We start from the raw sequence: 13,597 nt of genomic DNA, 5'->3' as shown, positions 1-13,597 counted from the left end.
TCGTCAAGCCAGCCTCCATGTAAAAAAGCCATTAAAAGAGACTATTTAAACTCGCCTCGTTATACGCCGCCTCCAACTGTTCCTATGCTGTCGCTAAGGCAATGCCAAGGAGAGCGACATGGCAGCGGTATTGACGGGAGGGATTCTGTTGTTGCTGGGGATGGGCCTGGCGATCGGTGGCGTATGGCTCGCGGCAATCGGAGGAAGCTGGTTTTACCTGCTGGCAGCGCTCGGGTTTCTGGCCACCGCCGCGCTGCTGATCAAGCGCCATGGCGCCGCCCTGTGGGTCTATGCCGTGGTGGTGATCATTACCCTGCTGTGGGCGCTATGGGAAGTTGGGCTCGACTGGTGGGCGTTGCTGCCCCGCTGCAGCCTGGTGGTCCTGATAGGCCTGTGGTTGCTGACCCCCTGGGTCACCCGGTCGCTTGGCACCCCCGCGACATCACGCGCCCCGGCCAGCGCTGCCACCAGGCGATTCTGGCCGGGGTTCGATTCGCGGAGCATGGCGCCGCTGGCCGCTGCGCTGGTCGTCTCGGCGGTCGTGGCGCTGGCCTCGCTATTCACCGACCCGCACGCGGTACAGGGCCAGCTGCCCGACGCGGTGGCGAGGTCAGCGCAAGAGGCGGACGACCATGGCGATGAGGCTCAGCAGGTCGAGGGCAGCGCCGATGGCGAGTGGCACGCCTATGGCCGGACCGGGTACGGTCAGCGCTATTCACCGCTGGACGAGATCACGCCGGACAACGTGGGCGAGCTCGAGGTGCTCTGGACCTTCAATACCGGCGATATGCGCGGCCCGGGCGACCCCATCGAGACCACCTACCAAGTGACGCCGCTCAAGGTCGACGACACGCTGTACCTGTGTACCCCGCATAGCCTGGTCATCGCGCTCGATGCCGACGATGGCAGCGAGACATGGCGTTTCGATCCGCAATCCCCGCAGGACATCAACCGTCAGCACCAGACCTGCCGCGGCGTGTCATATCATCCCGGTAGCGGCGAGACCGACGATGCCGACGAGATGCACTGTGCGCGACGCATTTTCATGCCCACCGCCGATGCGCGCCTCTTGGCACTCGATGCCGAGAGTGGCCGTGCCTGTGTAGGATTCGGCGACGATGGCGCCATCGATCTGTCGGCCAACATGCCGAATTACCGGCCGGGCTTCTACTACTCCACGTCGCCGCCGGTGGTCACCCAGGCGCTGGTCATCATCGGCGGCGCCATCAACGACAATGTGACCACCGACAACACCTCGGGCGTGATACGCGCCTATGATGTCCAAAGCGGCGAGCTGGTCTGGAACTGGGATCCGCGCAACCCCGAGGCAACCGATCCCATCGCCGACGATGAGTTCTATGTCGCCAATAGCCCCAACATGTGGTCGATCGCCAGCGTCGATGAAAACCTCGGCATGGTCTATCTGCCGATGGGCAACCAGCCCCCCGACCAGTGGGGCGTGGAGCGCGACGAGTTCACCGGTCGCTTCGCCTCGTCCATCGTCGCGCTCAATCTTGCCGATGGTCGGGTCGAGTGGGTCTTCCAGACCGTTCATCACGACCTGTGGGATTATGACGTGTCCTCCCAGCCCAGCCTGATCGACCTGAGCATGCCGGAAGGTGATGTGCCGGCGCTGGTGGCGCCGACCAAGCAGGGCGATCTGTTCGTGCTCAATCGCGAGACCGGCGAGCCGATCCTGCCGGTGGTGGAAGAGGAAGTGTCTCAAGCCACACAGCTGCCCGATGTCGCCCATCCCACCCAGCCGGCCTCGGCGCTCTCCCTGGAGCCACCGCCGCTGCAGGAAGCGGCCATGTGGGGCGTGACGCTTTTCGACCAGTTGGCCTGTCGTATCGCGTTTCGCCAGCTGAACTACGAAGGACGCTATACCCCGCCGTCGACCAACGGCACGCTGGTCTATCCGGGCAATTTCGGTGTCTTCAACTGGGGCGGCATCGCCGTTGACCCGGAACGCCAGATCGCCTTCACCACGCCTGGCTATCTCGCCTTCGTGTCGCGCCTGATTCCACGCGACGACGACTATAGCCTTCATGTCAGCATGGATTCGCCGGGCCCGGGCATCAACGAGAACTTCGGTGCGCCTTACGCGGTGGAGCTCATGCCGTTCATGTCGCCCATCGACCTGCCCTGCCAGCAGCCGCCCTGGGGCATGGTCGCCGGCGCCGACCTGCGGACCGGGGAGGTCGTCTGGCAACATCGCAATGGCACCGTGCGTGACCTCGCGCCGCTGCCGCTGCCGTTCAAGCTTGGCGTTCCCGATCTGGGTGGCCCCGTCATGACCGCGGGAGGCGTGGCATTCATGAGCGGCACCCTGGACTACTACGTTCGCGCCTACGACGTGACGACCGGCGAGCAGCTGTGGGAAGACCGTTTGCCCGCCGGCGGGCAGGCCACGCCGATGACCTACCGCAACTCGCAGGGTAAGCAGGTGCTAGTGGTCGTGGCGGGCGGCCATGGCTCGCTGGGCACCAAGGCCGGTGATGCCATCATCGCCTATGCCTTGCCCGAATGAACGCGGCCCTGCCTAGGGAGATGCGATATCGGATACCGCTAAGTGCCGGGTGTCGATTTGCCCGGCCAGTGGCCCTGCAGCGCCAGGTATTCGCGGCTCGGTGCGCTGGCCGCTCCCTCGGCCTTGAAGAAGGTCTTCTCCAGCATCGCCTCGCGGGCTTCCATCAGCGCCTGGGCGGCACGCATATGCTCGGCCATGACGCGGCTGGCGCGCTCGGCGTCTGCGTCACGCAGCGCGACGATCAACTGCTGCTGGTAGTCGTGGCCGCGCTGGCGCAGCTCCGGGTAGGGTTGCTGGTAGATGCGCTGGCAGACGGTGTGGCTCATCAGTAGCCGAATCGGGTAGCGGCACATCAGCGCCAGCAGCGGGTTGGGGCAGTGCTCGACCAGCAGCAGGTGAAACTCGAGCTCCTTGATGCGCTGGGTGCGCTCCTCCTCCAGGGTGGCCGGCGGGTGGTCGTAGTAGGCCATCACCCTCTCCAAGCCGTCGAAGGCCGCGGCATCGAGCAGCCCCGCGATGCTGGCCACCAGCGCCGGCTCGAGCTGCTTGCGCACCTCGTAGATATCGTGAATGGTCGGCGGACGAAAGAAGAAGTAGTTGCCGAGCAGCTCCATGCTGCGGTCGGCGCTGACCTCGGCGATAAAGGCGCCGCCCTTGGGGCCGGTGCGGGTCTGGATCAGGCCCTGTGCCTCCAGGGCGCGCATCGCCTCGCGAATGGTGCCCTTGGAGGCGCCCAGGGCATCGATCAGATGCTGCTCCTGGGGCAGTCGCTCGCCGGGCGTCAGGCCATGCTCGGCGATATAGTCCTTGAGCGCCTCGGCGATGGCATGGGTGCGCTTGCGGCGCGGAGCAGCGGCGGGCGATGACGAACTCATAGGGCTCCCGGCGTGGTGTTGGTCGAGGCGCTAGCCTGCCACGGCCCCCGCTCGGGGTACAGGCAGGCGGCACGATGCCAATGTTGGTCAAGTGCGTCCAGCGCAGGCGGTGCCTGGCGGCAGGCATCGCGGGCCTTGGGGCAGCGCGGTGCGAAGGCGCACCCAGGTGGCGGGTCGAGCGGGTCGGGCAGCTCGGCGGCCGTGGATTCGGCAACGATGGGCGGGCCGCCGGGTATCGGCGCGCTGCCCAGCAGCAGCCGGGTGTAGGGATGGGCGGGCTCGGCGAACAGCTGCCGGGCAGGGGCCTCCTCCACCACCCGGCCGAAGTACATCACCGCGATACGCTGGCTGATGCTCTCGACCACCGACAGGTCGTGGCTGATGAACAGGTAGGTAAGATCGAACTCTGCTTTGAGCCGACGCAGCAGCTTGAGCACCTGGGCCTGGACCGAGACATCCAGTGCCGAGACCGGCTCGTCGAGCACCAGCACCTCGGGCTCTGCGGCCAGCGCCCGGGCGATGCCGATGCGCTGGGCCTGGCCGCCGGAGAACTCATGGGGATAGCGGCTCACGAACTCGGGGCGCAGGTTGACCACCTCGAGCAGTTCGGCGATGCGCGCGTCCAGCGCCCGGCCCGAGAGGCCGCGCAGGTGCTTGAGCGGAGCGGCGAGGATATCGCGGATACGCATGCGCGGGTTGAGCGAACTGAGCGGGTCCTGGAAGACGTACTGGATACGCCGCGACAGCGCGTGACGATCGTGGCGGCGCATGGCTTGCAGGTCGTCCCCGCCGAAGCGGATCTGGCCGGCAGTGGGGGTATCGAGCCCTACCAGCATGCGCGCCAGGGTCGACTTGCCGCAGCCGGACTCGCCGACGATGCCCAGGGTCTCGCCGCGCGCCACCTGCAGGTCGACGCCCTGCACGGCGTGTACACCCGGCTTGGCCACGCCGAGCAGGCTGCGGCCGCCGCCGAAGGTGCGCGTCAGTCCGGTGATGTCGAGCAGCGGTTCAGGCATGGGAGGCTCCCGAGGCGTGGTCGGCCAGCGGCTTGATGCAGCGCACCTGGCGCTCGGCGTCGCTGGCGATCAGGGCGATCTCCCCCTCGCGGCAGCGCGGCTCGACCAGGTCGCAGCGCTCGGCGAAGGCGCAGCCCTGTGGCAGGGCGTTGGCCGCCGGCGGCAGGCCGGGAATCGCCGCCGGCTCGTGGTCGGGATCGCCGAGGCGCGGCACGCAGTCGATCAGCCGCCGGGTGTAGGGATGACGCGGGTTGGCCAGCAGTGCCTGAGTGGGCCCCACCTCGACGATGCGGCCGGCGTACATCACCGCCACGCGGTCGCAGATCTGCGAGACCACGCCGAAATCGTGGGTGATGAACAGCACCGCGGTGCCCTGCTCCTCGCGCAGCCGCTTGAGCAGCGTGAGGATCTGCGCCTGGACCGTGACGTCCAGCGCCGTGGTCGGTTCGTCGGCGATGATCAGCTGCGGGTCATTGGCCAGCGCCATGGCGATGCCGACCCGCTGGCGCATGCCGCCGGAGAGCTCGTGGGGATACTGGGCGGCGCGGCGCTCGGGGTTGGGAATGCGTACCTGGCCGAGCAGTGCCACGGCGCGCTCATGAGCGGCCTGGCGCGACAGCGGCTGGTGGGTACGCAGCGCTTCGACCAGCTGCTCGCCGACCTTGATCAGCGGATGCAGGGTGGAGAGCGGGTCCTGGAACACGTAGGCCACCTGGTTGCCGCGCACCTTGCGCAGCTCACGGATGCCAAGGTCGAACAGGTCGCGACCCTCGAACTCGACGCGCCCGCCGCTGATCACGCCCGGCGGCGAGGCCACCAGGCCCAGCAGCGACAGCGCGGTGACCGACTTGCCGGAGCCCGATTCGCCGACCAGTCCCAGGCACTCGTTGGGCTCGAGGGCAAAGCTCACGCCGTTGACGGCACGGTAGGTGTCGCGGCCGACCTCGAAATCGGTGTGCAGGTCGTCGACTTCGAGCAGCGCCGGCGCCTGGCCGGGCACGTGTACCGCGTCGTCGACCTTGGCGTGGCGCCGACGGCGCAGGCGAGTCATAGGCGCCGGGCGCGACAGCGCGCCGGACCTGAGGCGCGGGTCGAGGGCGTCGCGCACGCCGTCGCCGAGCAGGTTGATGCTCATCACCAGCAGGAAGATCGCGATCCCCGGCAGGGTGGCGACATGGGGGGCGTTGATGATCATGCGACGGCCCTCGCCGAGCATCGAGCCGAGGTCGGCCTGGGGCGGCTGGGCGCCGAGGCCGAGGAAGCTCAGACCGGCGGTCTCGAGGATCATCCAGCCCACCGTGGTGGAAAGGGTGATGACGATCACCGGCAGCACGTTGGGCAGGATCTCGCTGAGCAGGATGCGCAGGTCGCCCTTGCCCGACAGCCGCGCCGCATCGACGAACTCGCGATGCGCGATGCTCACCGTGGCGCCGCGGATGTTACGTGCGAAGAACGGGATATTGACGATGGCAATGGCATACAGGGCGTTGAGCAGTCCGGGGCCGAGCACCGCGACGATGGCCAGGGCCAGCAGGATATAGGGGAACGCCATCAGCATGTCGATGCCGCGCATCAGGGTGTTGTCGGTGCGGCCGCCGAAATAGCCCGCCACCAGGCCGATCGACGAACCGATGAAGGCCGCCACCAGCGAGGCGGCGATGCCCACCGCCAGGCTGACCCGCAGGCCCCATAGCAGCCGCGAAAGAATATCCCGGCCGAGCTGGTCGGTACCCAGCCAGTGGCCCTCGGAGAGCGGCGGCTGCAGGCGGTTGGCGGGATTGGTGGCGTTGGGCTCGAGCAGCGGCAGCAGCGGGGTGACCAGCGCCAGTGCCACCAGGGCCAGCAGCAGCAGGCCGCCGAATGCCGCCAGGCGGTTGCGCGCCAGCAGTTTGAGGAATGCCATCATGCCTTGATCCTCGGGTCGAGCCAGTATTGCAGCAGGTCGGCGCACAGGTTGAACAGTACGTAGCTGGCAGCCACCACCAGCACGCCGCCCTGGACCAGCAGGATGTCGCGGGTCGAGATGGCATTGACCAGCATGCGGCCGATACCGGGCCACTGGAACACCGTCTCGATGTAAACCGCGCCGCCGATCACGAAGCCGGCCTGGACGCCGATCACCGGGATCAGGTTGACCAGCGCCACCTTGAAGGCGTGGCCGAGGATCACGCGATTCTCGTCGAGGCCCTTGGCGCGGGCGGTGCGAATATAGTCCTGGCGCAGCACCTCGAGCATGTTGGAACGGGTCAGTCGCGCGATCACCCCGGCCGCCACCACCGCCAGGGCAATGGCCGGCAATACCAGGTGACGCAGCAGGTCGGGCAGGTCGCCGCCGCCGTAGATCGAGTACATGCCGCTGACCGGAAACCAGCGCAGCTCCACCGAGAACAGCAGAATCATCAGCATGCCCAGCCAGAAGGCCGGCACCGAGATCCCGACCAGCACCAGCAGGGTGATGATGCGGTCGGCCCAGCCGTACTGGCGCACTGCCGAGACGATACCGGCGGCAACGCCGATCACCACGCACAGCGCCAGCGAGGTGCCGGCCAGGATCAGGGTCGCCCCGAAACGCTCCAGCACCTCGTCGAGCACCGGCCGGTTGAGGTGGTAGGAGCGCCCGAAGTCGCCCTGCAGGATATTGGTCAGCCATACCCAGTACTGCTGCGGCAGGCTGAGGTCGAGGCCGAGATCGGCGCGCAGCCGCGCCAGGTTCTCCGGCGTGGCATAGGAGCCAAGGATGGCCAGCGCCGGGTCGCCGGGGATCAGCGACATGATCAGGAACACGATCACCGTCAGCCCCAGCAGCACCGGCACCGTCATCAGCAGTCGGCGCAGTACGTAGAGATGCATGTCATCACTCCGCTTGGCGTGGACCTCCGGGCAGGCGAGCCTGCCCGGGGCACGGCGTGCTTACGGCTTGCTGGCCTCGTGGAGCAGCAGGAAGAACGACGGCTGCAGGCGGAAGCCCTCCACCGCGGCGCTGGACACCGCGTTCTGCTGCCAGTTGGCGACGAAGGCCCAGGGCGCGTCCTCGTGGACGATGGCCTGCATCTCCTTGTACAGCGCGGCGCGCTCGTCCTGGTCGACGCTGCGGCGGGCCTGCTCGAGCAGCGCGTCGACCTCCGGGTTGCTGTAGTAGCCGGAGTTGAAGCCGCCCTGGTCGGGCATGGCCTCGCTGCGCAGGGCCAGGAACGGCAGGGTGTCCGGGTCGTTGGTCATCCACGCCATCTGCGCCATGTCGGCCTTGCCTTCGAGGCCCGGGTTGACCTCGCCGAGGAAGGTGTTCCACTCGTAGGTCTCGATGCTGACGTCGAGGCCGACGTCGGCCAGGTCGGCCTGGATCGCCGAGCCCATGGGGATCGGGTCGAGCATGCCGGAACCGCCTTCGGTGACGTAGAAGGTCAGCTCGGCGCCCTCGTGACCGGCCTCGGCGATCAGCTCGCGGGCGCGCTCCGGGTCATAGGGGTAGGGTTCGAGCTCCTCGTTGTAGGCCCACTCGAAGGCCGGTGGAATCGGACCGGCGGCCACCGTGGCGGTGCCCTCGAGGATGTTGTCGACCAGCGACTCCTTGTCGATGGCGTAGTTGATCGCCTGGCGCATGCGCTGGTCGGCGAAGGGGCCCTCCTTGGTATTGAGGATCAGGAACCAGAGGTGCGGGCCGGCCTGTTCGGAGACCTGGTACATCGGATCCTCGGCGAACTGGGCGACGTTGTCCGGTGGCACCTCGACCATCAGGTCGATGCCGCCGGCCATCATCTCGGCGACCCGGGTGTTGGCATCGGTGATCGGCCGAAACACCACCGCCTCCAGCGCCGGCGCGCCGTCCCAGTAGTCGGGGTTGGCGCTGGCCACCACGCGGCTGTTGCTCTGCCACTCCTCGAACTGGAAGGGCCCGGTGCCCGAGGGGTTGCGGCCGAAGTCCTCGCCGTGCTCCTCGACTGCTGCCGGCGAGACGATCAGGCCGGTGGGGTAGGCGAGGTTGGAGAGGAAGGGCGCATAGGGCTCGTCGAGGGTGAAGGTCACCTCGTGCTCGCCGCTGGCCTCGACGCTGTCGATGGCCTCGAAGAAGAACGCCAGCGGGAAGGAGCCGGTGTCGTGGTAGGGGTGGTCTTCGTCGAGCATGCGCTCGAAGTGAAAGACCACGGCTTCGGCGTCGAAGGCGCTGCCGTCGTGGAAGCTGACGTCGTCGCGCAGGGTGAAGGTGTAGACGGTGCCGTCGTCACTGATCTGCCACTCGCTGGCCAGCGCCGGCTCGACCTCGAGGGTGCCGTCGGCGTAGCGCACCAGGCCGTCGTACATGTTCATCATGATGCGGAAGTCGTTGACCGCGGTGACCTGGGCCGGGTCCAGCGACTGCGGCTCGGCGATCTGGCCGACCACCAGCACGTTGGGTGGGGTCTGGGCGGCGAGCGGGGCGCTCAAGCCGGCCACGGCGAGTGCCAGGGCCGATAGCCCCAGGCCCTTGGGCAGTGCGAGGGAGCGAATCATCGTGCCTCTCCTGATGTTGTTGAGGTTGTCGTGGGTGAGCACAAGCGGCTACGCTGAAGGTGTTTTATATTTATCATGATAAATCTCTCTAATTAGGTATGGCATAGGCGAGAGCGTGATGCAAGTGGCCGGTTGGGGCAGTTAGCGCACCCTATTTAAGCAGGGGCAAGGGGAAGGCAATGACCTACAGCATTATCGGATATGACCAGGCCAGCGGCGCCCACGGCATCGCCTGTGCCACCGGTGGTCCGGCGCTGGGGGCCTTCGTGCCGCATCTGCGTGCCGGGGTGGGGGCGGCGATCACCCAGGGATACAGCACCCATGTACTGGCCGCCGAACAGGGCCTGGCGGCGCTGGCTGACGGCATGTCGGTAGAGGCGGTGGTGGAAGCGCTCCAGCGCGACGACCGGGGCGCCGCCTGGCGGCAGATCGCGCTGATGGATGCCAGTGGGCGCAGCGCCGGCTGGAGCGGCGAACACAACGTGCCGGTGGTGGCGCTGCTGCGCGAGCCCGGGGTGGTGGTGGCCGGCAATATGCTCGCCAGCGACCGGGTAGCGGCGCTGATGCTGGAGGCCTATCGGCACGCGCGATCGGCTGGCAGTGACCTGCCAGCGGCGCTGCTGTCAGCCTTGAGCGCCGGCAGCGACGCCGGTGGCGATGCGCGTGGCACGCGCTCAGCGGCACTCAAGGTGCGCCCCCCCGGGGGGCTACCACTCGATCTGCGTATCGATGACGCCATGAATGCGGTGGTCGAACTCCTGGCCCTAAAGCGGCGGGTCGACCAGGACCGCGCCTATCAGCAATTCTTGACCCGGCTGCCGACGGCCGATGATCCGCATCGCTACTGATGTGAGCGCGGCCTCCCAGCTGTCCGTCGGCGCCTAGCCTGCAGACATTAGCCCAATGCATATCAAGATAATTGAAACGCTGCCGATAACTGTTTTGTTATTGCCTCGCCGACGCTGAGATCACCGCTAAAGGCATGAACTACACTACAGCCGCAGCAAGCGAATCTTAGACGACCTCACCGACCGCTGCTGCGGGGCGCACAAGGAGGTACGCATGCAGAGGCGAGGGGCGCCGCGGCCATCAGTCGTATCACGCTTGTGCGCTGGGCTGATCGCGTTACTGCTCGGTGCGACGGCCTCGCCGGCGCTGGCCCGGGATATCCATGTGCTGGCCTCCTACCACCAGGGCAATCCCTGGACCGATGACCTGGTGGCTCAGATCGGCGCGGCGATAGAGCGACTGGACGAGGATGCCGCATTGAGCGTCGACTACCTCGACGCCCGGCGCATCGATGAGTCCCAGGCCTTTGCACTGCATCGCTCGCGGCTGGCGGGGCGCGAAGCGGTGGCCCCCGCCGACCATTTGATTCTGCTCGATGATGCGGCGCTGCGCTTCTATCTCGACTCGCCTGAGGCGTTGGGTAATCCACGGCGTGTGGTGGCGGCGGGCATCAATGACCCCGAACTGTGGGGGCCTGCCAGCTTTCTCGGCGTGCGGCTAGTGACGACTCGCCCTGTGGAGCGCCGTTCGCTGGGCTTTCTTACCTCGCTGTTCGGCGCGCCGCTACCGCTCCTGGTACTAGGCGACACCACGCCGGTCGGTCGCCACCTCACCGAGTCGATGCTCGAGGCGGTGGCGGCGGACGAGCAGGTAGCCCTGGTCGATGTGCTGTGGGAGTGGGATCCCGAGCGGGTGGTGGAGGCTTACCATGCGGCCCCATCCGGCACCCGTGTCTATCTGGTCGAGGGGCAGACCATGGGCGCCACAGATATCGACGCCGAGCGGCGGGCCTGGTTGCCTCGTCTGGAGGAGCAGGGTATCGCGACCTTCTGCCATCTGCCTTATCAGATGGAGCTTGGCTGTTCCGGTGGCGCGGTGCTGGATATCGAGCGCGTTGCACAAGTCGTGGTCGACACCCTGCTCAGTCATGCCCACGGCCAGCTGCCCATGATGCAGGAGGTCGGTGCCTACCGCTATCAGCTCGATGCCCGCTGGCGTGAACATGCCGCACAGCGTGACAACATCGAGTGGCTCAACGTCGAACGCTACCTCGGTGAACGCTCCGGGGTATCGCGCCAGATGCAGCGGCTGGCGATGCTGCTGTCGGTGCTGCTGTTGGCGACACTGGGCGTGCTTGTCTGGCTGCGCTGGCGCATGCAGCGCCAGCGTCAACGGCTACTCGTCGATCGCCGCACCGGGCTGCAGACCCGCCAGGCCCTGGAGTCGGCCGCCATGGCCAAGCCGGAGCGGGTGTTCTCAGGAGGACTATTCCTGCTCAAGGCGCCCAAGCTGCAGGACTTTCGTCAGCGACTGGGGCATGAGGCCGCCTGGTCGCTGATGCGCGAGCAGCTGATGCTGATACGGCCGCGACTGCCCGAGGCGTGGCGGCTCTATATCAACCCTGACCTGACGCTGGTCGGCCATATTGCTGGCGATGCCGAGGGGGACCCCGAGGCGCAGTTGGATAGCCTGTTGGCGACCTTGGCCGAGTGGGACGGGGTGCACCGGCGTCTGGACTGGTATGGATGCCTGGTGATGTGTCGGCCCCGCTTGAGAAACCTGGCCTCCTATCTGGCGGCGCTGGAGGACGGCATGCATCAGTTGGCCCAGGAGGGTTGGCAGCAGCCACTCAAGCTTGTGGCGCCCTACGATGAGGAGCGGGGTAGTCGCTACCGTGAGCTCTCCGAGGCGCTGCGCAGGGTGTTTGAGGCCGACACCGACCAGTTGTCTCTACTGATACAGCCGCAGGTGAACGCCCGTGACGGCCGCCTGGTGGGCGGCGAGCTGTTGATCCGCTGGCATCATCCGCGCGTGGGCGAGGTGACGCCCAACGAATTCCTGCCGATCGTCGATGCACTGGGGCTCAATGCCGTGCTCGACTGCTGGGTGATGGAGCAGGGCCTGGCATGGTACTCAGCGCACCGCGAGGTGCTGCCGGAGGCCTTCGTGCTGGCCTTCAATATCACCCTGAGCACGCTGGGGCGCGACGACTTCCTGGCCCGGCTGGGGCGTACCATCAAGGCACAGGGGCTGAACGCCTCGCGCATCGAGCTGGAGATCACCGAGCACGCCAATTTTCACGACCTCAGCGATATCGAGCACGCCATGGCACGGTTACGGCAACTCGGGGTGCGGCTGGCGCTCGACGACTTCGGTACCGGTCATACCGCCTTTCAGCTGCTCCAGCGCTTGCCGCTCAACAGCGTCAAGCTCGATCGCGAACTGTTGCAGGCGGCTGGCCTGCACGGCCGTGCCCTGGATGCTTACTCGGCGCTGGTCAGGTTCTGCCAGACGCTGCGTCTGGGCATCGTGGCGGAAGGCGTCGAAACGCCTGAAGAGGCGCAGTGGCTGGAATCGCTGGGCATCGAGGTGGCTCAGGGCTATTATTTCGCGCGCCCCATGCCGCTGGATGTCTTCGCCGAGCGCTACCACGAAATCTAAAGTTTTCGTTGCCCTTGCCGTTAACTAACATTACAAGACATTTCAGGATGCGCTAAAACTACGCGGGGTGCGGCCTGTGTGACACCCGATGTTACGTCCCCCGCTGACAGATGCGTCTTACATCATCTCTCCCGGCCGGCATTGCCGACCGGATGGTTAATGGAGTCAGCATGTTCCAGGCCGCGACAACCGCCAATCTGATGCTCGACAGCAGGTTGCTGGGCAATTCCCTCACCGAGCTGTTTGCCCCTGCACAATTGATCGACGATGTGCAGTGGGTGAGTGGGGTAGCTGGCCCCTCGCTGCAGCGTCTGCTGCACGTACCGGCGCTGCGCGAGCGCAGCCCGCAGCGCGATGCGCTGGGCAAGATGCCCGAGCTGGCCTTGGCCTGGCGTCGCCTGGCGTGCGGCGAGGTCGGGCTGAATGACTGGCTGCCGCAATACGACGGTGACTGGGCCGCGTACAGCGACTTTGTCAGCTTCGTGGTATACGCCAGCACCCTGGCTGAACTGCAGGATCGGCCGTCGCTGCACCGCCTCCAGCACTTGTTGGGGCTCGCCGCGCTGCGGCTAAAGCTCGATCCGCTGATTCATCGTCAGCCCGAACTCGCGGTGCGCCTGGGACTGACGATCAATGCGCCCGGCTACCTGTCGGCACTGGAGATCGCCGCGGCCTGTCAGTTGCGCGTGGCGTCAGTGCGAAATGCCATTTCGCGCCGCGAGATGGTGGCCGACACGGCCCATGGCGTGCCCATCCACACGGCGCTGGACTGGATGGTGCAGCGCCGCGGCTTTGTGTATCCGCTGATCAACGCCATTACGCCGGGACGCCGTATCAATGGCAGGCTGGCCAATCAGTGGCTGCTGCAGGATCCGCGCGTGGAACAGCTGCGTCGTGTGACGCGGCTGCGCATGATGCAGTGGCGGGTGCTGGGGTCGGAGCGCTGTTTCGGGATCAACGAGCAGGGGCTGCATCACTGCCTGATAACGCTGCCGGCCGATGACGCCGAGGGTCTCGTGGCCGCTGGCCTGGAGGGGCTGGAGGATCGCTCCGACGACAGTGCGGTGGCGCTCTACCGGCAGAGCTTCGTGTCTGCCAAAGTGGGCGGCCAGCGTGCCGCCGAGGCCGCCATCTACCAGGGCGTGGTGGCGACCATGCAGGCCCTGGACGGGGTGATCGAGTATCTCGCCACGCCAGCCGCAGCCGAACCGCGCAATGTTGCACGCTGACCAGCGAGT

The 13,597-nt window shown here is 66.7% G+C and carries 9 protein-coding genes; 4 read left to right on the top strand and 5 right to left on the bottom strand.

Translation table 11 applies throughout. The annotated features are described in order from the left end of the window. The first annotated feature begins 118 nt into the window (after positions 1-118). On the top strand, positions 119-2,530 hold the full coding sequence (locus BWR19_09725; protein APX93186.1) for a membrane-bound PQQ-dependent dehydrogenase, glucose/quinate/shikimate family: 2,412 nt from the start codon (positions 119-121) through the stop codon (positions 2,528-2,530). Between the two features lie 38 nt (positions 2,531-2,568). On the opposite strand, the gene BWR19_09720 is transcribed toward BWR19_09725, so the two are convergent. Genes BWR19_09720 through BWR19_09700 form a run of 5 tightly spaced genes read right to left on the bottom strand, consistent with a single transcriptional unit; the run spans position 2,569 to position 8,909 of the window. Then, positions 2,569-3,405, bottom strand: a complete 837-nt coding sequence (locus tag BWR19_09720) for a hypothetical protein (protein APX93185.1) — start codon at positions 3,403-3,405, stop codon at positions 2,569-2,571. Then, on the bottom strand, positions 3,402-4,421 hold the full coding sequence (locus BWR19_09715; GenBank protein APX93184.1) for a peptide ABC transporter ATP-binding protein: 1,020 nt from the start codon (positions 4,419-4,421) through the stop codon (positions 3,402-3,404). Before BWR19_09715 ends, BWR19_09720 begins: the two co-directional genes overlap by 4 nt. Beyond that, positions 4,414-6,327 carry a peptide ABC transporter permease gene (locus BWR19_09710; protein APX93183.1) on the bottom strand — a complete coding sequence of 638 codons (1,914 nt, stop codon included), beginning with the start codon at positions 6,325-6,327 and terminating at the stop codon, positions 4,414-4,416. The genes BWR19_09715 and BWR19_09710 overlap by 8 nt, the downstream gene beginning before the upstream one ends. Then, the gene (locus BWR19_09705; GenBank protein ID APX93182.1) at positions 6,324-7,271 is read right to left on the bottom strand and encodes a glutathione ABC transporter permease GsiC; all 948 of its coding nucleotides are present in this window, start codon (positions 7,269-7,271) and stop codon (positions 6,324-6,326) included. Before BWR19_09705 ends, BWR19_09710 begins: the two co-directional genes overlap by 4 nt. Positions 7,272-7,331: 60 nt before the next feature. After that, on the bottom strand, positions 7,332-8,909 hold the full coding sequence (locus BWR19_09700) for an ABC transporter substrate-binding protein (protein ID APX93181.1): 1,578 nt from the start codon (positions 8,907-8,909) through the stop codon (positions 7,332-7,334). Positions 8,910-9,088: 179 nt separating this feature from the next. Between BWR19_09700 and BWR19_09695 the strand changes: the two genes are divergently transcribed. The 3 genes from BWR19_09695 (at position 9,089) to BWR19_09685 (ending at position 13,588) form a co-directional block, all read left to right on the top strand. Then, complete coding sequence (locus tag BWR19_09695; protein APX93180.1) at positions 9,089-9,757, top strand: hypothetical protein; 669 nt, start codon at positions 9,089-9,091, stop codon at positions 9,755-9,757. A gap of 325 nt (positions 9,758-10,082) precedes the next feature. After that, positions 10,083-12,359, top strand: coding sequence for a hypothetical protein (locus BWR19_09690; protein ID APX93179.1), 2,277 nt, complete (start codon positions 10,083-10,085; stop codon positions 12,357-12,359). Positions 12,360-12,529: 170 nt separating this feature from the next. Beyond that, positions 12,530-13,588 carry a hypothetical protein gene (locus BWR19_09685; protein ID APX93178.1) on the top strand — a complete coding sequence of 353 codons (1,059 nt, stop codon included), beginning with the start codon at positions 12,530-12,532 and terminating at the stop codon, positions 13,586-13,588. The last annotated feature ends 9 nt before the right edge of the window (positions 13,589-13,597 follow it).

It is taken from the genome of Halomonas sp. 1513 (assembly GCA_001971685.1).
In the GTDB taxonomy this organism is placed as follows: Bacteria; Pseudomonadota; Gammaproteobacteria; order Pseudomonadales; family Halomonadaceae; genus Franzmannia.
This window is presented reverse-complemented; position numbering and strand designations above follow the sequence as displayed.